The 24,456-nt window shown below is 38.1% G+C and carries 21 protein-coding genes; 15 read left to right on the top strand and 6 right to left on the bottom strand.

Going from position 1 to position 24,456, the window contains the following annotated elements:
* Window positions 1–53: 53 nt before the first annotated feature.
* The 14 genes from DRF61_RS19175 to DRF61_RS19110 all read left to right on the top strand — a co-directional run bounded on the left by DRF61_RS19175 (window position 54) and on the right by DRF61_RS19110 (window position 15,665).
* A complete protein-coding gene (locus DRF61_RS19175; RefSeq protein ID WP_111960063.1) occupies window positions 54–1,277 on the top strand; it encodes an NADH-quinone oxidoreductase subunit D in 1,224 nt (407 codons plus the stop codon).
* Window positions 1,278–1,405: 128 nt separating this feature from the next.
* Window positions 1,406–1,915, top strand: a complete 510-nt coding sequence (locus DRF61_RS19170; RefSeq protein WP_040996940.1) for an NADH-quinone oxidoreductase subunit NuoE family protein — start codon at window positions 1,406–1,408, stop codon at window positions 1,913–1,915.
* A 12-nt stretch (window positions 1,916–1,927) separates the two neighbouring features.
* A complete protein-coding gene (gene nuoF / locus DRF61_RS19165) occupies window positions 1,928–3,286 on the top strand; it encodes an NADH-quinone oxidoreductase subunit NuoF (RefSeq protein WP_111960061.1) in 1,359 nt (452 codons plus the stop codon).
* Window positions 3,287–3,294: 8 nt separating this feature from the next.
* Entirely contained in the window at window positions 3,295–4,173 is an 879-nt protein-coding gene (locus DRF61_RS19160; RefSeq protein WP_111960059.1) for a hypothetical protein, read from the top strand.
* Window positions 4,174–4,216: 43 nt separating this feature from the next.
* Window positions 4,217–5,215 carry an NADH-quinone oxidoreductase subunit G gene (locus DRF61_RS19155; RefSeq protein WP_111960057.1) on the top strand — a complete coding sequence of 333 codons (999 nt, stop codon included), beginning with the start codon at window positions 4,217–4,219 and terminating at the stop codon, window positions 5,213–5,215.
* Window positions 5,216–5,307: 92 nt separating this feature from the next.
* Window positions 5,308–6,372 carry an NADH-quinone oxidoreductase subunit NuoH gene (nuoH, locus tag DRF61_RS19150; protein WP_111960055.1) on the top strand — a complete coding sequence of 355 codons (1,065 nt, stop codon included), beginning with the start codon at window positions 5,308–5,310 and terminating at the stop codon, window positions 6,370–6,372.
* Between the two features lie 112 nt (window positions 6,373–6,484).
* Window positions 6,485–7,042 (top strand): NuoI/complex I 23 kDa subunit family protein, encoded by a 558-nt coding sequence (locus DRF61_RS19145; RefSeq protein WP_111960053.1) that lies wholly within the window; start codon window positions 6,485–6,487, stop codon window positions 7,040–7,042.
* Window positions 7,042–7,539, top strand: coding sequence for an NADH-quinone oxidoreductase subunit J family protein (locus tag DRF61_RS19140; protein WP_111960051.1), 498 nt, complete (start codon window positions 7,042–7,044; stop codon window positions 7,537–7,539). The genes DRF61_RS19145 and DRF61_RS19140 overlap by 1 nt, the downstream gene beginning before the upstream one ends.
* Window positions 7,540–7,543: 4 nt before the next feature.
* Window positions 7,544–7,873, top strand: a complete 330-nt coding sequence (gene nuoK, locus DRF61_RS19135) for an NADH-quinone oxidoreductase subunit NuoK (protein ID WP_034703571.1) — start codon at window positions 7,544–7,546, stop codon at window positions 7,871–7,873.
* A 3-nt stretch (window positions 7,874–7,876) separates the two neighbouring features.
* Entirely contained in the window at window positions 7,877–9,790 is a 1,914-nt protein-coding gene (gene nuoL, locus DRF61_RS19130; RefSeq protein ID WP_111960050.1) for an NADH-quinone oxidoreductase subunit L, read from the top strand.
* The gene (locus DRF61_RS19125; protein ID WP_111960049.1) at window positions 9,790–11,283 is read left to right on the top strand and encodes a complex I subunit 4 family protein; all 1,494 of its coding nucleotides are present in this window, start codon (window positions 9,790–9,792) and stop codon (window positions 11,281–11,283) included. The genes nuoL and DRF61_RS19125 overlap by 1 nt, the downstream gene beginning before the upstream one ends.
* A gap of 161 nt (window positions 11,284–11,444) precedes the next feature.
* Entirely contained in the window at window positions 11,445–12,830 is a 1,386-nt protein-coding gene (locus tag DRF61_RS19120; RefSeq protein ID WP_111960047.1) for an NADH-quinone oxidoreductase subunit N, read from the top strand.
* 149 nt (window positions 12,831–12,979) lie between these two features.
* On the top strand, window positions 12,980–13,225 hold the full coding sequence (locus DRF61_RS19115; RefSeq protein WP_111960045.1) for a hypothetical protein: 246 nt from the start codon (window positions 12,980–12,982) through the stop codon (window positions 13,223–13,225).
* Window positions 13,226–13,358: 133 nt separating this feature from the next.
* Window positions 13,359–15,665 carry a GAF domain-containing protein gene (locus DRF61_RS19110; RefSeq protein ID WP_111960042.1) on the top strand — a complete coding sequence of 769 codons (2,307 nt, stop codon included), beginning with the start codon at window positions 13,359–13,361 and terminating at the stop codon, window positions 15,663–15,665.
* Window positions 15,666–15,758: 93 nt separating this feature from the next.
* Here the strand turns inward: DRF61_RS19110 and DRF61_RS19105 are convergent, their stop codons facing one another.
* Window positions 15,759–16,928 carry a Pycsar system effector family protein gene (locus DRF61_RS19105; protein WP_111960040.1) on the bottom strand — a complete coding sequence of 390 codons (1,170 nt, stop codon included), beginning with the start codon at window positions 16,926–16,928 and terminating at the stop codon, window positions 15,759–15,761.
* A 26-nt stretch (window positions 16,929–16,954) separates the two neighbouring features.
* Between DRF61_RS19105 and DRF61_RS19100 the strand changes: the two genes are divergently transcribed.
* Complete coding sequence (locus DRF61_RS19100; RefSeq protein ID WP_111960038.1) at window positions 16,955–20,668, top strand: metallophosphoesterase; 3,714 nt, start codon at window positions 16,955–16,957, stop codon at window positions 20,666–20,668.
* Between the two features lie 109 nt (window positions 20,669–20,777).
* On the opposite strand, the gene DRF61_RS19095 is transcribed toward DRF61_RS19100, so the two are convergent.
* The 5 genes from DRF61_RS19095 to ruvX all read right to left on the bottom strand — a co-directional run bounded on the left by DRF61_RS19095 (window position 20,778) and on the right by ruvX (window position 24,421).
* Window positions 20,778–21,662: a hypothetical protein gene (locus DRF61_RS19095; RefSeq protein WP_111960036.1), complete on the bottom strand. Its 885-nt coding sequence runs from the start codon at window positions 21,660–21,662 to the stop codon at window positions 20,778–20,780.
* A gap of 209 nt (window positions 21,663–21,871) precedes the next feature.
* Window positions 21,872–22,639 carry a nucleoside triphosphate pyrophosphohydrolase gene (gene mazG / locus DRF61_RS19090; RefSeq protein ID WP_111960033.1) on the bottom strand — a complete coding sequence of 256 codons (768 nt, stop codon included), beginning with the start codon at window positions 22,637–22,639 and terminating at the stop codon, window positions 21,872–21,874.
* Between the two features lie 159 nt (window positions 22,640–22,798).
* A complete protein-coding gene (locus DRF61_RS19085) occupies window positions 22,799–23,356 on the bottom strand; it encodes a DUF5606 family protein (protein WP_111960031.1) in 558 nt (185 codons plus the stop codon).
* A gap of 79 nt (window positions 23,357–23,435) precedes the next feature.
* Window positions 23,436–24,008, bottom strand: coding sequence for a peptide deformylase (gene def / locus DRF61_RS19080; RefSeq protein WP_111960029.1), 573 nt, complete (start codon window positions 24,006–24,008; stop codon window positions 23,436–23,438).
* A complete protein-coding gene (ruvX, locus tag DRF61_RS19075) occupies window positions 24,005–24,421 on the bottom strand; it encodes a Holliday junction resolvase RuvX (RefSeq protein WP_111960026.1) in 417 nt (138 codons plus the stop codon). Before ruvX ends, def begins: the two co-directional genes overlap by 4 nt.
* Window positions 24,422–24,456: the final 35 nt, after the last annotated feature.

Genomic DNA, 24,456 nt, shown 5'->3' with positions numbered 1-24,456 from the left:
AATGATGGTTGGTTCATGATCAATTATCGCTTATCGATTATCAATTATATATTATGAAAGATAACTCATTATCTAATATACTTAACCAATACGAAAGTAAGGAGCAGATTGACGGGCAGCTTTATACCCTCAATTTGGGACCTACCCACCCTGCAACCCACGGGATCTTCCAGAACATCTTAACGATGGATGGGGAAAGAATCCTTCACGCGGAGCAAACAGTAGGCTATATCCACAGAGCATTTGAAAAAATTTCTGAAAGAAGAAACTATGCTCAGATCACTACCCTTACCGACCGTATGAATTACTGTTCAGCACCAATCAATAACCTTGGCTGGCACATGACAGTAGAAAAGCTGATCGGTGTACAAGTTCCAAAACGTGTAGATTATATGCGTGTGATTTTAATGGAATTGGCCAGAATCGGTGATCACCTGATCTGTAACGGGGTAACCGGAATGGATGCAGGAGCCATCACAGGTCTTACTTATATGTTCATCGAAAGAGAGCGTATTTACGATATGTACGAGCAGATTTGTGGGGCAAGAATGACGACCAATATGGGAAGAATCGGAGGTTTTGAAAGAGATTTCACTCCAAAATTCCATGAGTTATTAAAAGACTTCCTGAAAACATTCCCGGGAAGATTTAAAGAATTCTGTACTTTATTGGAAAGAAACAGGATTTTCATGGACAGAACCATTGGAGCGGGAGCAATTTCTGCTGAAAGAGCATTAAGCTACGGTTTTACAGGTCCAAACTTACGTGCAGCAGGCGTAGATTATGATGTAAGAGTTGCGCAGCCCTATTCTTCTTACGAAGATTTCGATTTCATCATTCCGGTAGGAACTGCAGGTGACACTTACGACCGTTTCATGGTTCGTCAGCAGGAAATCTGGGAATCACTTAAAATTATCAATCAGGCATACGACAATCTTCCTGAAGGACCATTCCATGCGGATGTTCCGGATTTTTATCTTCCTGAAAAGGCGGATGTTTATCAAAAAATGGAAGCCTTGATCTACCATTTCAAAATTGTTATGGGAGAAACCGATGTGCCAAAAGGAGAAGTTTATCATGCTGTAGAAGGTGGAAACGGAGAATTAGGTTTCTATTTAGTGAGCGACGGAGGAAGAAGCCCTTACAGACTTCATTTCAGAAGACCATGCTTCATCTACTACCAAGCTTATCCTGAAATGATCACAGGTTCTGTAATTTCAGATGCGATCGTTACGATGTGTAGTATGAATATTATTGCGGGAGAATTAGACGCATAATACATTAGACAAAAAGATAAAAGAAGAAAGATAAAAGACTTTCTTCAACCCAATATAAATACGAATTTAGAATAACGGACTTCAGAATCTTTTTTCTTTGTTCTTTACTCTTTAATCTTAGATAAAAAATGAGCGAAACAATAGCTTTTAAACCGGAAAGTTTAGAACAGGTACACAAAATTATCGCAAGATATCCTGAGGGAAGACAAAAGTCTGCTCTTCTTCCTGTACTTCACTTAGCACAGAAAGAATTCGGAGGATGGTTAGACGTTCCTGTAATGGATTATGTTGCTGAATTATTAAGTATTAAGCCAATTGAAGTATATGAAGTAGCTACTTTTTATACCATGTTCAATATGAAGCCGGTTGGTAAATATGTTTTGGAAGTGTGCAGAACAGGGCCATGTATGGTTTGCGGAAGCGAAAAGATCCTTGATCATATCAGAACCAAGCTGAACATTAAAGACGGAGAAACTACTGAAGACGGTATGTTTACCCTAAAACCTGCTGAATGCCTCGGAGCTTGCGGATATGCACCAATGATGCAGTTAGGAAAATTCTTTCATGAAAATTTAACGATAGAAAAAGTAGACGAAATCCTTGATCTTTGCAGACAGGGACAAGTTGCTTTAGATTAATTAAAATATACGATGAGTAAAAAACTTTTACTTAAAGATGCACATATAGAAGGTATTCGCTACTTTGAAACTTACCGCAAACAGGGAGGTTACACCGCAGCAGAAAAAGCCTTGAAAATGACCCCCGATGAAATTCTTGAAGAAGTAAAAGCTTCAGGACTTCGTGGACGTGGTGGAGCCGGATTCCCAACAGGAATGAAATGGAGCTTTCTGGCAAAACCAGAAGGCGTGCCAAGACACCTTGTTGTCAATGCTGATGAATCTGAGCCGGGAACTTTCAAAGACAGATATCTGATGGAGTTTCTTCCTCATTTGCTGATCGAAGGAATGCTTATATCCTCTTACTGTTTAGGTTCCAATGTTTCTTATATCTACATCCGTGGAGAATACTCATGGATTCCTGATATTTTGGAGGAAGCTATTGAAGAAGCTAAAGCGGCAGGATTTTTAGGTAAAAATATTTTAGGAACCGGTTTTGACTGTGAAATTTACGTTCAGAGAGGAGGAGGAGCTTATATCTGCGGTGAAGAAACTGCATTGCTTGAATCCCTTGAAGGTAAAAGAGGAAATCCAAGGTTAAAACCACCATTCCCGGCTGTAAAAGGACTTTGGGAAAGACCAACGGTGGTAAACAACGTGGAATCTATTGCAGCTATCGTTCCGATTATTGATATTACAGGAGCTGAATACGCAAAAATAGGAGTTGGAAGATCTACAGGTACAAAATTGATTTCTGCTTGCGGAAATATCAACAAACCTGGAGTTTATGAAATTGATATGACGATCACTGTTGAAGAATTCATCTATTCTGATGAATACTGTGGTGGTATCAAAGACGGGAAAAGACTGAAAGCCTGTATTCCTGGAGGAAGTTCTGTTCCTATCGTTCCTGCCAATTTATTGTTGAGAACCGTAAACGGAGAACCTAGATACATGAACTACGAATCACTGGCAGATGGTGGTTTTGCTACCGGAACCATGATGGGTTCAGGAGGTTTCATCGTTTTGGATGAAGATCAGTGTATCGTAGAACATACCATGACTTTGGCAAGATTCTACAATCACGAAAGTTGCGGACAATGTACCCCTTGCCGTGAAGGTACAGGATGGATGTACAAAATTTTAAAGAAGATTGAAAAAGGAGAAGGAAAAATGGAAGACATTGACCTTCTTTGGGATATACAAAGAAAGATCGAAGGAAACACGATCTGTCCGTTGGGTGATGCAGCAGCTTGGCCGGTTGCAGCAGCGATCCGCCATTTCAGAGATGAATTTGAATGGCACATTAAAAACCCTGAGCTGTCTCAGACACAAAATTATGGATTGGCTAATTATGCTGATCCGATTCCGGCTGTTGAAAAAAATGCATAGCTAAAAAAATGAAGAAGTTATTGGTTGTCGGCTTAATGATGTCGGGGTTTGCTTTCGGGCAGGTAAAACAGGATACATTAGACAAAGAATATAAATTGGAGGTAGCTCCAAAGAAAGAGAAAAAGCAGAAACCCAATCCTTTGAGCAAGAAAGGCCAGGTGTTTGTTTTTTACGGATGGAACAGAGGAGCTTTTAGCAATTCCGATATCCATTTTACAGGAAACGGTTATGATTTCCAGCTGAATAACGTACAGGCAAGAGATAAACCTACCAAGTTCGGAATCGTTTATATCGATCCAAGCTGGTTTACCGTAACGCAGTACAATTTCAGACTGGGATATTTTATCAAAGATAATTTAGCCCTTGTTTTAGGGATAGATCATATGAAATATGTAATGAAACAGGACCAGACGGTTGATTTTTCAGGTACAATTTCAGATCCTAAATATGCAGGAATGGTACAGAACGGACAGGTTAATTTAGCTGATACACAGTTTCTTACTTTCGAGCATACAGACGGGCTTAATTATGAAAATTTGGGTCTTGAGAAATACAGGAACCTTATTCATAAGAAAAATATAGATCTGGTATGGTCTTATGGAGCAGGAATCGGGGTGATGTTTCCTAAAAGTAACATCAAGCTTTTTGGAAATGAAAGAAGCGACCGTTTTCACGTTGCAGGTATGGGAACCGATCTTAGAACCAGCCTTAACATGGTTTTCTGGAAAAACTGGATGATCAGGGCAGAGGCAAAAGCAGGATATATCAATATGTGGGATATTAAAACTACATTAAATAACAAGCCGGATAAAGCCCGTCAGGATTTTGTTTTCGGACAGGTCCTTGCAGGAGTCGGATATACATTTAACACGAAGAAGTATAATTAAAATATAGCTTAACGCCTTAAAAGCATAAGCGAAAGCATAGAATATGAGCGAAGAGGTTAAAAAATTCAAAATAACTATAGACGGACAGACTACTGAAGTTTTGCCTGGAACTTCTATTTTGGAAGCAGCCAGACAAATCGGTGGAAAATCTGTACCTCCTGCAATGTGCTATTACAGCAAATTGGAAACCAGTGGAGGGAGATGTAGAACTTGCTTGGTTGAAGTTTCAAAAGGTTCCGAAGCAGATCCGCGCCCTATGCCAAAACTAGTCGCGAGTTGCAGAACTAACGTGATGGATGGTATGGAAGTGAAAAATCTTTCTTCCGAAAAAGCTCAGGAAGGCAGAAAAGCCGTTACCGAATTTCTATTGGTGAACCACCCTCTGGACTGCCCTATCTGCGACCAGGCCGGTGAATGTCACCTTCAAGATCTTGGATATGAGCATGGAAACCTTGAAACCAGAACCGAATTTGAAAGAAATACGTACGAAGCAGATGATCTTGGTCCGAATATCAAGCTGAATATGAACCGTTGTATTCTTTGTGCAAGATGTGTATTGGCTGCCAACCAGTTAACAGGTGAAAGAGAACACGGAATTCTATTCAGAGGAGATCACGCTGAAATTTCTACTTATTTAAATAAAGCTTTGGATAACGACTTCATCGGAAACATTATTGATGTTTGTCCGGTTGGAGCCTTAACAGACAGGACTTCCCGTTTTGCAAGCAGAGTCTGGTTCACAAAACCAATGAATGCTACCTGCAAATGTGATAAATGTTCAGGAAAAGCTGTAGTTTGGATGAAAGGTGATGAAATCATAAGAGTTACTGCCAGAAAAGACCAATGGGGAGAGGTGGAAGAATTCATCTGCGACACTTGTCGTTTCGAAAGAAAAGAACTTTCTGACTGGAACATCGAAGGTCCTAGACATATCGACAGACACTCAGTAATTTCATTGAACCACTATGAAAAACCAAAGGATGAGCTAAGAGTATTAGACAATCCTATGGCAAAAGAAATCAGTGAAAAAGACGAAAAATAATTAATAAGACATCAGATTTCAGACACCAGACTTCAGACAATAGATTTTAAATCTGATATCCAGCATCTGACATCTTAATATCTAAATAAAAAATGGATTTACTAACATTTAAACTTATACTTGTACTGGCACTTTTCCTGCTGTCTCTTACGATAGCCGCCTACTCTACCTGGGCAGAAAGAAAAGTAGCGTCTATCATGCAGGATAGAATTGGTCCCAACAGAGCCGGACCTTTCGGATTGCTGCAGCCTCTTGCTGACGGTGGAAAGTTTTTCTTTAAGGAAGATTTTACCCCTGCCAATGCAGAAAAATTTCTTTTCGTGCTGGGACCGGCATTGGTTATGTTTATTTCACTAATCACAGGAGCAGTTATTCCTTGGGGTAAAAGTTTAAATATTGCAGGTACTTCTTTTGATTTACAGGTTGCCAACATCGACGTTGGGGTACTTTTCATCATCGGAATGGCCTCAATCGGTGTATACGGAATCATGATCGGAGGTTGGGCTTCGAATAACAAATATTCATTATTAGGAGCTATCCGTGCTTCTTCACAGATGATTTCTTACGAATTGGCGATGGGATTAGCTTTACTTTCTATCATTATGATGACGGGAAGTTTAGACTTAAAAGAAATTACTGAAAGCCAAACGACAGGAAAACTTTGGGGAGTTATTCCCTGGGTTTCCGGACTGAACTGGAATATTTTCTATCAGCCAATCGCTTTCCTTGTATTCTTTGTGGCAGCTTTGGCAGAAACCAACAGACACCCTTTCGATTTACCTGAATGTGAATCTGAGCTTGTAACAGGATATTCTACAGAATACTCATCAATGAAGTTAGGTTTATACATGTTCGGTGAATACGTAAACATGTTTATCTCCAATGCTTTCATGGTCGTTCTTTTCTTCGGTGGATACAACTATCCGGGAATTGAATGGGTAACTCAGAACTGGGGCGAAAACGCTGCAGGAATTTTGAGTATCGTAGCATTCTTAACAAAAACGGTAATCGGAATTCTGATCTTCATGTGGATCAGATGGACGCTTCCAAGATTTAGATATGACCAATTGATGCACTTAGGATGGAAAACGCTTATCCCAATGGCATTGGTAAACCTGCTGATTACAGGAGCTGTAATTTTAGCATTTGCAAACTAGAATAATTTGAAAATGAGATGATGTGATGATGTGATAATTTGGTGATCCGGGTAAGAACTTCCCGCTTCCATCTTCTAACATCTAACGTCTAACATCTAACATCTATAATTAAATGAAACTTACAAACAGATCAAAAGTTGTTTCCAATAAAGAAATGACCCTTGCTGAAAAAATCTACCTTCCTGCTATCTTTACAGGGATGGGGATTACATTCAAGCATGCTGTAAGAACCGTGATAAAAGGAGCTCCCGCAGTATATTCGTATCCTGAGGTACAAAAGCCAAGAACTACCATCTGGAGAGGTCAGCACGTTCTGAAAAGAGACGAGGAAGGCAGAGAAAGATGTACAGCTTGCGGACTTTGTGCTGTAGCCTGTCCTGCAGAAGCTATTACGATGACTTCTGCTGAAAGAACGAAGGAAGAAAAACACCTTTACAGAGAAGAAAAATATGCATCAGTATATGAAATCAATATGCTGAGATGTATTTTCTGCGGAATGTGTGAAGAAGCCTGTCCGAAATCTGCCATCTATCTTACAGACAGATTGGTAGATGTGGAAACTAACAGAGGTTCTTTCATCTACGGAAAAGATAAGTTGGTTGAAAAAATAAATGAAAGGATTGACATTACGACAAGACAGTCCGAGAAACAAAAAAATGCGGTAAAATAATGGATCAGATTTTATTTTTCTTGGTGGCGTTTTTAGCAGTGGCAAGTGCGGTTTACTTTGTGTTTGCAAGAAATCCTCTTTATGCTGTTTTGTCATTAATTGTTACGATGTTTTCCATTGCAGGGATGTATATCCTTCTGAATGCACAATTCCTTGCCATCATCCAGATTATAGTGTATGCCGGAGCCATCATGGTATTATTCCTTTATATCCTGATGATGCTTAATCTTAATAAAGAAGACGAAAGTAAGAAGGGCAATACTTTAAAATTTGTCGGAGTTTTTACAGCCGGTCTTTTATTAATTGGGGTTTTAGGCGTATTCAGAGGTGTTCAGGACAACCACATTGTTGTTGAAAATGTAGACAAAGGTGTGGGTCTTACGAAAAATCTGGGAAGGCTTTTGTTTAACGAATATGTTTTGCCGTTTGAGCTTGCATCCATCCTTATTTTGGCAGGTATTGTAGGTGCGGTATTAATCGGTAAAAAAGATTTATAAAATTATGGGAGAAGTAAATACATTTATACAAAGCGTCCCTCTGAATTATTTCATCATTCTTTCTTCAGTATTGTTCTGTCTGGGAGTGTTGGGAGTATTGCTGAGAAAAAACGCTATTGTTATTTTGGGCTGTGTAGAGCTTATGCTGAATTCTGTAAACCTTTTATTGGCTGCTTTTTCAGCATATAAAGGAAACGGAGACGGACAGCTTTTAGTTTTCTTCATTATGGTGGTAGCCGCCGCTGAAGTAGCGGTAGGTCTGGCAATTATTGCTATGCTGTATAGAAATACCCGTTCTGTAGATGTTAGTATATTTAATAAATTAAGAGGATAAGGAATGGAAAATTTAGTGTATGCAATAGTACTTTTACCACTTTTAGGGTTTCTTATTAACGGTTTATTCGGGAAAAATCTTCCAAAAATATTCGTAGGCTCTCTGGCTACAGCAATGGTTTTCGGATCTTTCTGTATCGCGGTAAGTATTTTCATGAATATGAATTCTGAAAGCCAGCCGGTTATCGTAAAAGCATTTGAATGGTTTACAGTAAACGGAGTTCAGATCAATTTCGGATTCCAGATTGATCAGCTTTCTTTGATGATGGTAATGATCATTACAGGGATCGGATCTTTAATTCACCTGTATTCTATCGGATATATGAGCCACGACAAAGGTTTCTATAAGTTCTTTACTTATCTGAATCTTTTCATCTTCTCTATGTTACTTTTGGTAATGGGAAGCAACTACCTGATCCTGTTCATCGGATGGGAAGGTGTAGGTCTTTGTTCTTACCTGTTGATCGGATTCTGGTATACCAACGAAGAATACGGTAAAGCGGCAAGAAAAGCTTTCATCATGAACAGAATTGGTGACCTTGCATTATTGATCGGTATTTTCATGATCGCTTCTCAGACCAATGCTGTAGATTACCTTACAGTAGCACAGAACGCTTCAAAATTTGAATTAGACGGAACAGTAATTATCTTTATTACAGCCAGTTTATTTATCGGGGCTACCGGTAAATCTGCTCAGGTTCCTTTATATACATGGTTACCGGATGCGATGGCCGGACCAACTCCTGTTTCAGCGTTAATCCACGCGGCAACGATGGTAACTGCGGGTATCTACTTAGTAGTAAGATCAAACTTCTTATTTACTTTGGCACCTACGGTTCAGGGAGGAATTTTATTCATCGGATTCTTAACAGCTGCTTTGGCTGGATTCTATGCACTTCGTCAGAACGACATCAAAAAAGTATTGGCCTACTCTACCGTTTCACAGCTTGGATTTATGTTCATTGCTTTAGGATTGGGAGCTTATACTACAGCGATGTTCCACGTAATGACACACGCATTCTTCAAGGCTTTATTATTCCTTGGAGCAGGTTCTGTGATCCACGCGATGAGCAACGAGCAGGATATGCGTTTCATGGGAGGTCTGAAAAAATACATTCCTATTACCCATGCTACTTTCCTTATCGGAACATTAGCCATCTCAGGTTTCCCTTTACTTTCAGGGATGATCTCAAAAGACGAAATTTTAGTAGCAGCATTCGCTAAAAACCCTGTCTACTGGGTAATTTTATTTGCTTTAGCGGCAATGACTGCAACCTATATGTTCAGACTGTACTACCTGACATTCCACGGAGAGTTCAGAGGTACGGAAGATCAAAAGCATCACTTACACGAAAGCCCTTCCAATATGACTCTTCCGTTGATCGTTCTGGCTATCCTTTCAGTGCTTGGAGGTTTCATTAACCTTCCTCACTTCATAGGACACGGTCATTATGCAAAATTAATGGAATGGCTGAAGCCTGTTCTTACTGAGCAAAGTTATAACCAGATGGAAGCGACTCTTTCGGGAGTTCCGTTTGGTACCGAAATGATATTATTGGGAGCTACAGTGCTGATGTTCTTCTCCGTATGGTTTATCGTAAAAAATACCTACGTAAAAAAGAAAAAGATGGCGCTGGCAGAAGAAAGCTATACCGGATGGGAAAAGCTTTCTGCTAAGAAATTATATGTAGACGAACTTTACAATGCATTGATTGTAAAAACTGTTGAAGGATTAGGACGCGGAGGAAAGATGTTTGATAAAGGGATCTTAGACCGTTTTGTAGACTTCGTAGGCGAAGGCGCTGAAGACAGCGGAAAAGCGATGAAGCGTATCCAAAACGGAAATGTAGAGACTTATATTCTTATCATGTCTTTAGCAGTGGGAATTATACTGATTGTTAACTTTATATTACAATAATGTCTGGTTTATTATTAACATTATTACTATTACCTCTAGTAGGTTCGGGATTAGTTTTTGCATGGAAAAATAAATCCAGCAAATATTTGGCGTTGGGAATTGCATTAGTCCAGATGCTTATTACTTTCTACATCACAGCGGATTTTAATTTTAATCCAACGGTAGACAGTGTATTGCAGCACGAAATCAATTATCCTTGGTCGCAGTTTATTAAAAGCTCACTTCATTTCGGAATTGACGGAATGAGTCTGCTTCTTTTATTGTTGACCAATATTTTGACGCCCATCATTATTTTATCTTCTTTCAACGAAAATGTAAGCTACAGAAATACATTCTACGGTCTGATCCTGCTCATGCAGTTCGGTCTTGTTGGAGTGTTCACTTCTTTAGACGGACTATTATTCTATATTTTCTGGGAAGTAACTTTGATCCCGATCTGGTTCATTGCCGGACTTTGGGGCCAGGAAAACAAAAGATTTGAATTCACTACGAAATTCTTCGTCTATACATTCGTTGGGTCATTATTTATGTTAGCCGGATTGATCTATGTGTACAACCACTCTGCATCATTCGCTTTAACAGATCTATATAATGCTCAGCTTAATGAGGCACAGCAAACGGTGGTATTCTGGTTTATCTTCTTTGCATTTGCAGTGAAATTACCGGTATTCCCTTTCCATACATGGCAGCCGGACACGTATACCTACTCTCCTACTCAGGGATCCATGCTTTTATCAGGGATCATGCTGAAGATGGCGGTGTACGGGGTTATCCGTTACCTTCTTCCAATCACCCCGCTTCCTATTGCCGGCATTTCAGGGCAGATTGTAATTATCCTGGCTATTGTAGGAATTGTTCATGGTGCACTGATTGCCATCATCCAGACCGATATGAAGAGAATCATTGCATATTCTTCTTTCTCTCACGTAGGATTAATGGTAGCAGGGATCTTCTCTTCTGCAGTGATCACTTTAAGAGGAACATTCAATATCGAAGGAGCTGAAGGAGCATTGGTACAGACTTTTGCCCACGGTATCAACGTAGTTGGATTATTCTACTGCTGTGATATTTTATACAAACGATTTAAATCAAGAGATATCAGACAAATGGGAGGTTTGGCGAAAGTAGCCCCTAAATTTGCCGTTTTGTTCCTGATTATTATATTAGGTTCAATGGGAGTTCCATTGACTAACGGATTCATCGGAGAATTTATCCTGTTGAAATCGGTATATGATTTTAACGGTTTGGCTGCAGTGATCGCAGGTCTTACGGTAATTCTTGCTGCTGTATATTTATTGAGATTCTACGGAAAAGCAATGTTTGGTGAAGGAAATGAAGCTGTTTTAAGTACTGTAAAAGATTTATCTGCAGTAGAGTTTTCCGTATTGGCAAGCATAGCGGTTTTTGTAATTGTATTTGGTATCTTCCCTCAACCGATAATCGATATGGTGAATAGTTCGCTGACGTTTATCTACACAGCGATGGCCAGCTAAAAAATTAAAAGATTTAAAAATTAAAAAATTAAGAGATTAGAGAAGAGTAAAAAGAAAGGAAACAAGAAGATTAGAGACAGGAGATGATTCTACTGAACTTTAAACTCTGAATCTTAAACTTTAAACTCTCAACTTAAAATCTCACATCTCAAATCTATATTATGAGTGTTTTAATTATTGTTTTCCTAACGGCAGTTATTGCGTTATTTTCAGGAGTTTTTGAACAGGGAAAATTCGCAAGATACATTGGGATTTTAGGATTGATCGTCGCTTTATATGTAAGCTTCTTACCTGAATGTGCTTTCTTCGAAAAGTACAGACACATGTATGAGTATACTGCAAATACAGCGTTATTCACCAAAATATCTATTGTAACAACCTTATTGTTATTCTTCCTGGGAGGTTTTGCATTCAGCAACCACAGAAGCCACCAGTCAGAATTATATGCACTGATGCTTTTTGCATTATGCGGAGGAATTATCCTATTTGGATTCCAGAATATGGTTACTCTTTTCTTAGGAGTAGAAATTCTTTCCATTCCGTTGTATGTAATGGCCGGTGCCAACAAAACTGATTTAAGATCTAATGAAGCTTCGATCAAGTATTTCCTGATGGGTGCATTTGCAACAGGTTTCTTACTGTTTGGTATTGCATTTATTTACGGAAGTACCGGAAGTTTTGATTTATATAAGATCCAGGATTTCGGAGTTAAAAACCCTAAAGACGTTATGTTCATTTTAGGAGTTCTTCTTATTCTTTGCGCACTGGCATTCAAAGTGGCATTGGCACCCTTCCACATGTGGAGTCCTGATGTATATTATGGAGCCCCTTCACTCATCACTGCATTTATGGCGAGTGTGGTAAAGATCTCAGGATTCTTTGCTTTATTCAGATTAATGACTATCGGATTTGGAGGTGTTACTGAAGAATGGATCAATGTGTTTGGCGTATTCCTGATCATCACATTACTTTTAGCCAATGTTATGGGTCTTGCCCAGACCAATGCAAAAAGAATGCTCGCTTACTCCTCTGTTTCCCACGCAGGATACATCGGATTGGTATTCTTCGGAATGACGAGCCTTTCTACTTATAATTTAGCGTTCTATTTATTTGCTTATGCTTTATCAACGGTTGGAGTTTTCATGTGTTTGATTTATGTTGAAAAATTAAAAAGAGAAACCTCTTTTGGAGCTTTCAAAGGATTGGCAAAGTCTGAACCTCTATTGGCCACAGCTGCGGCGATCTCTATGCTTTCAATGGCAGGAGTTCCGCTAACAGCCGGTTTCATGGGGAAATTTGCTTTATTCTCTCAGGCAATGAATTCAACGCACGGAGTTTTCTTAGTATTGGTAGCTGTATTAGGTTCTGCAGTATCTATTGCCTATTATTTAAGACTGATTATTTCAATGTTCTTCTTCAAAGAAACAACATTCAAATCTTCAGAAAAAGTAACCCTTACTTACAATATCGTAGCGGTATTTGTAATTGCATCAATTATCATATTAGGAGTTTTTCCTGATTTGTTTGCTAGACAGTTCGGATTATAAAATCTCAACATAAAATATACAGAAGCACAACTTTTTCGGTTGTGCTTTTTTATGTCGGTGCTAAATACTATTGCCCCCCTTATTATAAAAATTGAGTTTTTATTTTAAATATCCCGGAAAACAGCTAAATTTGAATACCATAATCCATTATGAAAAAAATCCTGATCACTTTATTTATCGGTTTACTTATGTCTGCAATTGTTTTTTTCGTCAGCAAGGATAAAACAGACATGGCAAATGATCGAATGCTTATCGCGGCTTTCGCCCTCATATTTACAGTTCCGCTTATGAAATTTCTGTTTCCAATAACCAGGGAATTAAAAATTGGAACTTTAGAGTTTTATCCTAATCTTTTTCGCAAAACTGCAGAATTTTTCAAAAAAGAAAAGAAGTAACAGATAATGCTTTATCTATATCTGAATTTTGTTTAAGAAAAATAAGCAAAGCTCTTATAAAGATGGTTTTCATCCATTTAGTGTGCACTTGAAAGTGGTGTTTTTTTCATAACTTTACTTTAAATTCAAGCTCTTGGCTAATCTTTACAAAAAAGACGCTCCATTTCAGGTTCTCATATCATTCAAAAAATATTTGGATGTACTGGAACATATCCGTTATAACGACCGTTTGGAGTACAGGGTTAATTATGCCGAATCTTTAATTGAAAGAACAAAAAAATTTCCTGAGCTAAGAGATGGATTCCTGGATGAAGCCCTTCTTGAAAAACATGAAGACCTCATCAGGCAAATTCTTGCAGACCTCTTCCCCACTGGTCTTACACACAATGAAATCAAAGCGGCCAGTATTCCGCTTTCCAAAACTACTTTCAACTATACCGAAAGATTTAAGGGTATACTTAAAGATGCCGGAAAGGACTTTGAAATAGAGCTGAGGAATATCGGGGACGATGAATTTTATGTATTCTGCTGCTGTCTTATCCTTCAGAGTTATTTCAAAAAAGACATCAAAAGTACCATGCCTCTTTATTATGATATCCCCAACAGGCTGGGAATCATGAAACATTATAAAATTACGGTCAATTCAGATTTTACAGAGATTTATCCTACTGAAGAGGCAAAAATTCCAACGGATGATGTCCTGGATATGCTGCTTGAAAATCTGGACGATTTTAAACTGTGGAAAAAATATTTCCCTTCAAAATCATGGGTTTTAAAAGGCTTTACTATTGTTTCCCTGGTAGACTGTACTTCTGAGGTGGCCCTGTCCGACCTTAAATCGAGCATGATAGAAATTGATCCGGAGGATTTGAGCCCGGATGAAAATCTTGTGGAAATTTTCAAATCTTACTTCGATGTCCCGGAACTTAATTTCGGACTTATGCTTTTCGATAAGAAAGATCAGAAACTCGGCAGACTTCCGATCTACGAAAATGTTTTCACCCACCATGTCCTGGATTTCTGGATTAATGCATTTGACGAGGAAACCCGGAAAAACACTTTTACCAATTTAAATCACAATTCCAAACCAATCGTCATCTCGAATGTTGATAACCTGGATGACAGCATCAAACAACTTCCTTCTTTCAGCATTTTAAGGAACAACAATATCAACAGCTTCATGGTAATTCCTATCATGAAGGATAACGAGCTTTTGGCCATTATGGAATTTACATCTCCTCAAGCCAACAGTTTCAACGGTTTAAAGCTGAAAAAAATGGAATTTTTCACGGATATGATCCTATTTTCCCTGAACAGATTCAGCTTTGAAAAAAACTACCAGATAGAAGCTATCATCCAGCGTGAATATACTTCCATCCACGACAGTGTAGTGTGGAAATTCAGAAATGAAGCCGAAAAATATTTCAATGCTTCACTGGGGAAAAAAATGTACACACTGAAACAGATCTCCTTCAAAAACCTGACACCACTATTCGGATTCTCGGATATCCGTTCCTCTTCAGAGAAGCGCTTTAATCTGATGCTTGAAGACCTCAACCAACAGCTTGAAAGCCTTCATGATATTTTCACGCTCATCAATTCCGATTCAGAAAAATACCTTCTGGCTCTTGATGTTTTTGAAAATGAATTGAACAACGAAATCAAAGCTGATACGGAACAACGCCTTCAGAGACTTTTGAGAGAGGAAGTCCATCCTTATCTGCAGGGAAAGCTGGAACTGAAAACCGACAGGGAAATAAAAAATAAAATCAAAGATTATTTTGTGCAGGTTTTTGCTCAAACCGATCTGTTTTATGCCAACAGAAAAAATTTAGATGATTCCATAACGCTGGTCAACAGAAAACTTGCCGACATGCTGGATGAAAGCCAGATCAAAGCCCAGCAAATTTTTCCGCACTATTATGAGAGGTTTAAATCTGATGGTGTAGAGCACAATCTGTATATCGGACATAATATTGCTCCGGATCTCAGTTATACTTCAAAAGTAGTCCACAAATTAAGATACTGGCAGCTGAAGACGATCTGCAGTATGGAACGTGAATTCCAGACCTTTAAAAAAGATCTGCCGATACAGCTCGATATTGCCTCACTGCTTTTTGTTTATAACGAAAAGATAGATATCCGCTTCAGAATGGATGAAAAACGTTTTGATGTAGATGGTGCCTACAATTCGTATTATGAGATTGTAAAAAAACGTCTGGATAAAGCCCATGTCAAAGATTCTTCAGAAAGAATTACCTGTCCCGGAAAAATTACCATTGTTTATTTCGGTATGGAAAACCAGAAAGAATACCTGGAATACATCAACAAGCTTCAGAAAAAAGGAATTCTGCAGAATGATATAGAGTTTTTAAAAGTAGAGGATTTGCAGGGAATTACGGGATTGCTGGCGTTGAGAGTTTCTCTCACCCACGATTAATCTATAAAATAAGAATCCGGCTTTTTCAACTATTTCATCATCGAAAATTTCTCTTTAAAAAGTTCACTGTCTTACAATCCCATATTTATTTTATTAAAGCGAAAGAAAAGCATAGGCAAAAGAAAGTACGGAAATAATAATTCCTGCCATAAAGATCTTATACGTTATAGATAAAAGCTTGTATTTTCTGTCAAGGACTTTCCCCAGGAAATAGAGATCTTTCACCATAGAATCGTAGATATAATCTCTATCCTTGATGAGATCTTTCATAGCATCTTGAAAATCTCCGAACATCATTTGATGAAAGTTTCCAAAAAACAGCAGGTTTACTTTTCTGTCTGTAATATCCTGCGCCGTAAAATTGGTTTTCGTTACATTCGGTTTTGTGGACAGGATCGCAAATATGATGGTCAGAACACTTGAAGTAAGCAATATAAAGCTAGGAATGATAAGGTGTGCATTCTTTGGGGTATCCAATTTAGGAACCAGTACGGAAAGACAGACTGAAATAATGATAGCATTAACCGAAAGAAGAATATTCGCCTTACTGTCAGCAATATCACTCAGCCTAGTATGATTGTTCAATGTTACCCTGAACAAAGTATCTACACTTCGGTCAGGCTTTGTCTCTTTCGGTTCTTTCTTATTGTCTGAATTTTCTTTTTTATCCTCTTCCTTTTCAAGCTTTTTTTCTATTTTCTTGATGTTTTTCTTTTTCAGAGGTTCCCAGTTTTCCTTTGCATATTCTGTGTAATAATGATGCTTGTTTTTAAGCATTTCAAGATTTCCGGCATTCCATTCATCATTGGAGAAGCATTTTACATTGGTAAGCTCCCATTCTTTTCTCAGCGCATCGGAAATATCATTATAATCGTGGCTGGCAAAATGACTGCAGTCCGCATCTTTTACAATCTTTTCCAGAAGGTTCTGCGGTTCATAGGTTATTTTAGTGGCCAGGATCAATTGAGAAACATCCTGAATAAAGCTTTCAGGATAATTTTCCTTCTTCAGAAAATCAGTCAGGATGGCTACTCCTTTTTCTTCATGATTCTGTGCACATTCTACGTAACCCGTATCGTGGAACCAGAGTGCCAGAAGCACCTTCTCCTGATCCTCTTTGGAAACAGGCGTATTTCGCATGATCTCTTCGGCCTTGTTTACCGTATAGGTCGTGTGAATAAAATTATGATAAAAGTATACAGAAGATAACTTATCTTTGAATAAGATTTCTACATAATCTTTAGCTTTGTGTAAAATATTCATCCCTGAATTTTTGTTAATGTAAATTTATGAATTTATCCTTTAAAACTCATTTAAAAAAAACCTCTATTGCCTTTCGGACAGTATTATCTGCAGGAGTTCTCTATTCGTGCGCAACATATAACGTAAAAAAGGGTAAAAACTTATTTGAAATAAACAATTCTGATGTAAAATCTGAAAATGATTTTAAAATTTTTCTGATCGGGGATGCCGGAAATGCAGATGAGCCTCAGGCGCAGAACACCTTAAATTTACTCAAAAACAAACTGGATTCAGCAGACAGCAACTCCATGCTGATCTTCCTGGGGGACAATATCTATCCCAATGGATTGCCCAAAGAATCTGATAAAGAGTATGCGCTGGCTAAGCAAAAACTGGAAAACCAGCTTGCCATTGCCAAAAATTTCAAGGGGAAAACACTGGTTATTCCGGGAAATCATGACTGGAACAGCGGCCTGGACGGATTAAAAGGACAGGAAGATCTGGTGAAAGCCTATTTCAATGATAAGAAAGCTTTTCTTCCTAAAAATTCCTGCGGAATTGATGACATCAATTTATCAAAAGATATTAAACTTATTGTCTTAGATACCGAATGGGCGCTTGCAAACTGGGATCAATATCCCGGGATCAATAAAAACTGTACAATTAAAACACGTGAAGATTTCTTCACAGAGTTTAAAGATCTTGTTACCAAAAACCAGGATAAAAAGATTATTGTTGCCCTGCATCATCCTGTGATCAGCAGCGGAACGCATGCAGGATTCAATTCTGCAAAAGCACATCTTTACCCGTTGAAAAGTAAGATTCCTTTTCCCATTGGAGCAAGTTTCATCAATATATTAAGAAGTTCTTCAGGAGCAAATCCGGAGGACATTAATAATCAGCACTATGCAGATCTGGCCAACCGTTTAAAAAGCATTGTTCAGGATAAGGAAAATATTATTTTTGTTTCCGGACATGATCATAATCTGCAATATCATGAAGAAAGGAATATCAGGCAAATTATTAGCGGTGCAGGCTCTAAAACGGATCCTGCCACTATTGCTGAAAAAACCGATTTTTCTTACGGAGGAAGTGGGTTTGCCGTTCTGAATATCAGAAAAGACCAGAGCACAGATGTAGAATATTTTTCAACAAAAGATAACAACACTAAAAGGCTTGCCCATATTTCTGTGATCTCAAAACCGGATGTTTTTGTAAATAATTATCCGAAAGATTTTCCGGCCACTGCCACTTCAAGTATTTATCCGGTAAAGCTTACTCAAAAAGGACCTGTTTACCGTTGGCTGTGGGGCGAGCATTACCGGAAATATTATGGCATTCCAATTGAGGCACCTACGGCAGATCTGGCTTCCCTGAATGGTGGCTTTACTCCTTTCAGAGAAGGCGGAGGCAATCAGTCGAACAGCTTAAGGCTGAAAGCGGCAGACGGACAGGAATTTGTAATGCGGGGCGTGAAAAAAAGCGCCGTCCGTTTTCTGAATAATATGGCTTTCAAAAAGAGCACTTTCGGGAACGAGCTGAACAATACATTTCCTGAAAAATTTCTGCTCGATTTTTATACGACCAATCATCCGTTTACTCCTTTTTCAGTAGGAAATATGGCTGATAAGCTCGGTATCTTCCATAGTAATCCGAAATTATATTACATTCCGAAGCAATATGCTTTAGGAGAATATAATAAAAATTATGGCGATGAAATGTACATGATTGAAGAGCGCTTTTCTTCTGACCCTAAAACACTGGCTTCACTGGACAATGCTAAAGATATTGTTTCTACGGATGATGTTCTGAAAAATTTCACCAAAAATTATAAGTATTCCGTAGACCGTGAATCGTACATAAGAGCAAGGATATTTGATATGCTGATCGGTGATTGGGACAGGCATTCAGATCAATGGAAATGGGCGGAATATCAGGATGGCGACAATGTAGTTTATAAACCGATCCCGAAGGACAGGGATCAGGCTTTCAGCCGGTATGACGGTGCCGCCTTCAAGCTTATTATGAATGTTCCGGCTATCCGTCATATGAAGACTTTTAAAGAGGAGATCAAAAATGTAAAGTGGATCAATATGGAACCGTATCCGCTGGACCTTATCTTTTTAAAGGGCGCTTCACAGGAAGAATGGACTACGCAGGCAAAGTATATCCAGGAACATCTTACTGATTCGGATATTGATGATGCATTCAGCAATCTTCCTAAAGAAGTAAAAGATGAGACCATTGCCGATATCCAACGTAAATTAAAAATCAGAAAAACAAAGCTGCAGGATTACGCCGCCCAATATTATGATGTACTGCAGGAAAAAGTTCCTCTTGCCGGGACGGTGAATCCAGATAAGTTCATCATTACAAAAACGGCACATTCCATCAATGTAAAGCAGTATAAATTAGATAAAAACAAAGAGAACCCCGAACTGGTTTTTGAAAAAACGTACGAGGATTCCCAAACAAAGGAGCTCTGGATTTATGGTCTTGAAGATGATGATATTTATGAAGTATCAGGAGAAGGAAGACCTAAAACGAATATCAGGCTGATTGGCGGTTACAACCATGATGTCTACAATATTGCAGACGGAAAAAGTGTGAAGATTTATGATTTTAAAAGTCAGAAAAATACTTACAACGGTTCCGGAAAGAAAAATATTTCTGATGATTACGATATCAACACCTACAATTATAAGCATCCGAAATATAATTTCTTTGCCGGCTATCCTAATGCAGATTACAACCCGGATGACGGTGTGATCTTAGGAGTTCTGGCTAATTATACGGTGAATAACTTCATCCGCGATCCTTATACCCAAAAGCATAGTCTTAAAGTTAATTTTTATACTGCAACCGGAGGATTTAATGCAGCTTATAAAGGAATTTTCAAAAAAGCAATATCCGGATGGGATTTCAATCTTGATGCGGCTTATACAACACCCCGGTTTTCCGAAAATTTCTTCGGACTGTCCAATGAAAGTAAATACGACAAGGAAAATACGGAGAGGGAATACAACCGGGCAAGGATTTCTAAGTTCAATTTTGCTCCTTCTATCTCTAAGAAGAGCTGGATGAACCTTCAGCATCAGTTTCAGTTGACCTTTGAAGATAATAAGGTACAGAGAAACGGTGACCGTTTTATAGATCAGTCACCGGACGTGAGACCTGAAGTTTTCAAAAGCCAGCAGTTTGCAGGGGCCAATTATACCTTCAGCTTCAAAAACCTTGATAATAATGCCTTCCCGACTTTGGGACTGGAATTACTGATGAATGCAGACTGGAAAACCAATCTGTCCGATACCAAGAAAAACTTCTTCACCCTGAACGGAACACTGACGATAGACCACAGACTTGACAAAAGAGGAAATTTTGTGTTTGCGAATTCCAGCAATGCCATGTGGATCAGCAATAATAATTTCGAATTCTACCAGGCAGCAAGCATAGGCGGCAATAATGGGATGAGGGCTTTCCGGAATGACAGGTTTTCAGGTAAATCTTATTTCACCAACAATTCTGAGATCCGCTGGGATTTTGGGAGAGTAAGAAACAATATTATTCCTGCCAATATGGGTGTACTGGTTGGATATGATCTTGGACGCGTCTGGAACGATGGTGAGGATTCTAAAAAGTGGCATCAGTCTGTAGGAGCAGGATTCTGGCTGAGTGTTGTAGAAATGTTTTCTGCAAGACTGAATTATTTCTATGGTTCTGACGGAGGAAGAATTTCTGCCGGAGTAGGAATGACTTTTTAAATTTTATCGCTTTCTTATATTTAATTCTATATTAATTATACAAAAGAGGGACAATTTTTTGTCCCTCTTGTTTTTTCTTAATGCCGGATTTAAGCTTTTGCAACTGTCATTATTTAGTTTTGGAGTCAAATTCAAACCTATATACATTTCCGCTTGTTTCCTTATCTTTTTCGTCCGCGATCAGCAGAGTTTTATCATCCAGGAAAACAACAGCTTCTTTCTGCGAATTATGATTTAAAGATACTTTCTCAATTTTCGCAGTATTAAAATTATCAGTTGTGAACCCGGAAAGTACATGAATGTTTTTATGGGTAAGCAGAACGATTTTATCATTGGTACTGTTGATGGCGGCAGAAGTGATGGCAGCATCACTGTATTTCCCTGCAAGCTTAAGTTTCCCTATCAATTTGGCTTCAAAATCCCCTTCTTTATTAGGAATCTGAAATACAAGGAAAGTTCCGTCAAAACCTTTGCTTCTGTTTTTGGTGAAAAGATAGAAGTTTCCGTTCATTTCTACGAAAGCTTCACAGTCATACAGCCAGTTTGATTTCTTTGGAGGAAATTCAGTCTGCCCTTCGTAATGAAATTTTGTTGTCTGAACAACTTTTGTTGTTTTTTGGGAAGCATCCTTTAAATCCAGCTTTAAAATAGCCAGATTCTGTCTGTTGTTATCATTATTTCCAAAATCACCGAGGTAAATATTTCCCTGGGCATCTTTGGTAATATCTTCCCAATCGTTGTTTTCAGCATTTTCTACCAAAACATCTGTTACCAGCTTGCCCTGCTTATCCAAACCGTAAACTACATTTTTATTTCCCTGATCTTCTATCGCCCAAATGGTATTTTTATCCTGAGACAGAACGATTCCTGAAACTTCTTTCAATTTTTTCGGAAGGGAAAATTCAACTTTGATTTCGTCGGTTTTAGGAGAATCCTGTGCTTTTGGATTACAACTCCATAATAAGAATGCAGATAGGGTAAGAATACGCAGCATAGCTATTTTTTTAATTTTTAAAACTGAAAATACGGATACCGTATATTTTTCTCTAAGGTATTAAATAATCTTGTTGATAACGAGACTTGTTTTTGGGTTCCATCAATCGTAATAAGAATTAATCGGTTTGCAGGATCAAAGAACACGATGAGCCATGCAAAACCTATTCCAATAAGGATTCTCGGAATACTTCTATGTCAGGGTTTTATTTATGACAGCAGTTTTGCTTTTTCCCACAATACGTCCATTTCTTCCAAAGACAGGTCGGCCAGCTTTAGATTTGATTCCTCTGCCAACACTTCCATTTTCTGGAATCTTGAGATAAATTTTAAATTGGTTCTTTCCAATGCAGAATCCGGATTCAGTCCTGAAATTCTTGCATAGTTGATGAGTGAGAAAAATACATCACCCAACTCCAGCTCTTTTTTATCTAAATCGGTTTCTGCATGAAATTCCTGAATTTCTTCATCTACTTTTTTCCATGCATCTTCTGCATCGTGAAATTCAAATCCAATTCCTTTTACTTTATCCTGAATCCTGTAGGCCTTTACCAAACTTGGAAGACTTTTCGGAACACCACCTAAAATCGATTTATTCCCTTCTTTCAGCTTCAGCTTCTCCCAATTCTGCTTTACTTCTTCTTCATCTTTCACTTCTGTATCACCATAAATATGGGGATGACGGAAAATCAGTTTCTCGTTTAAAGAATTGATGACATCTGCAATATCGAAACTTTCTTTTTCAGAACCAATTTTGGCATAAAAAACAAGATGAAGCAGAACATCACCCAGCTCTTTTTTGATTTCCTGCAAATCTTCCTGCAGAATAGCATCTGAAAGCTCGTAGGTTTCTTCAAGGGTTAAATGACGAAGGGATTGCAGGGTTTGCTTCTGATCCCATGGGCATTTTTCGCGCAGATCATCCATGATGTCCAATAATCTTCCGAAGGCTTCTAATTTTTCTTGTCTGGTATTCATAATTGAGGATTCAAAGTGATACAAATTTAGGGTAAATCTTTATTTAATTAAGTTCTGTCTTGAAACAAAAGAACGGAAAATAAAGCTTAGGAGTTTGTGTTTAAAATAAAAACCCTGTCAAGATTTTTGACAGGGTTCCGTATTTACAATTGGGATAAATTATCCCTTCTTAGTATGTGTACTTTTTGGAGCGGCTTTAGCTGCAGAAGTAGCTTTTACTTTTGGAGCTGCAGGCTTTTCTGCTTTTAACGCTGCTTTTTTAGGAGCTTCTTTTTCAATGCTCACTTCTTCCTTTGCACCATCCAGTGTTTCAGGCTCTGCTTTTACGAAGCTCTCAGGAGTAATGTATCCTGCTTTCTGAAGAAGGTTATACCACTGAGCCAATTTTTTGATATCTGAAGCATATACTCTTTCTGTATCATAGTTAGGAAGAGAAGCCGTCATGAATTCTTTCAGAACATCATCGGAAGATTTGTGAGAAATCGTTTCTTTATAATCGTAGTTTTTAGCAATATTTTCAAAAACCTCGAACAAAGGAACTTCTTTATCAAATGTAAACATAGCGATATTATCCAATAAACTCACCTGACTTGAGTTTCCAATGCTTACTTTTTTCTTAGTCGTAACATCTTCAATGATAAAACCGTTTCTTAGTTGAGAAACTAATTTGAAAAGTCCTGGCTTTCCAGAAATTGAAATTATTTTTTCTAACAGCATAATTTTATTTTTTGTAAATTCTGCAATAGGCACGGGGCTTTTTGCTGTTTATTATTTTGTTTTTTAATCCTTGTTTAAATTACTTTGGAAATCTCATTTTATAGCTGATGCTTACATCACCCTGTGAGATTTTTGCCAGCTTACCTTTTACGAGTTTCTTCTTCAATATACTCAGATGATCGGTAAACAGCACGCCTTCAATATGATCATATTCATGCTGAATTACGCGGGCTCTAATATCGGAAAAAGTTTCTGTATGTTTCACAAAATTTTCGTCATAATATTCAATAACGATTGTTCCTTTTCTCTTCACATCTTCTCTTACGTCCGGAATAGAAAGGCATCCTTCATTGAATTTCCATTCTTCACCAGATTCTTCAAGGATTCTTGCGTTAATGAAAACTTTTTTAAACTCAGCCAGCTCGTCTTTGATGTCTTCATAATCTTCGTCATCTGCAAGTGGCGTTACATCAATCACAAACAATCGCAGGTCCAAACCGATTTGTGGTGCTGCAAGCCCTATGCCATTCGCACTGTACATCGTTTCGAACATATTATCTATAAGTTCCTGTAAACCGGGATAATCTTTGTCTATATCTTTCCCTACTTTTCTTAAAACAGGATCCCCAAAAGCTCTTATCGGTAAAATCATCTTATTCTTTGTTCTAAAAAATTCTGCAATATAATTGTTGCACTTACTTTATCTATTAATCCCTTTTCCTGTCTCTTTTTTTTACTTTTCCCGCTTTGGGAGATAAAAAAAGAAGCCATTTTAGAGGTAAATCTTTCATCTAAACGGTGGACCGTGATACCGGAAAATTCCTTCTGAAATTCTTCAATGAATTTTAAAATATCTGTCTCCACTTCGGAAATATTTCCTTTCAAATCTGTAGGAAGGCCTACTACCACATCATCCACTTTGTTTTCTGTGAAATATTTTCTCAGAAACTCCATCAAAAACCGGGTTTCGATAGTATCCAGACTACTTGCAATAATCTGCATATCATCTGTTGCAGCGATACCGCAGCGTGCCTTTCCATAGTCTATTGCAAGGATCTGTCCCATAAGTGTGCAAATTTAGTAAAATTTAATGATTTTAT

Origin of the sequence: Chryseobacterium lathyri (genome assembly GCF_003290185.1) — a bacterium.
GTDB lineage: Bacteria > Bacteroidota > Bacteroidia > Flavobacteriales > Weeksellaceae > Chryseobacterium > Chryseobacterium lathyri.
Note: the sequence above shows the minus strand (reverse complement) of the source record. Positions and strands in the feature narration are given on the sequence as shown.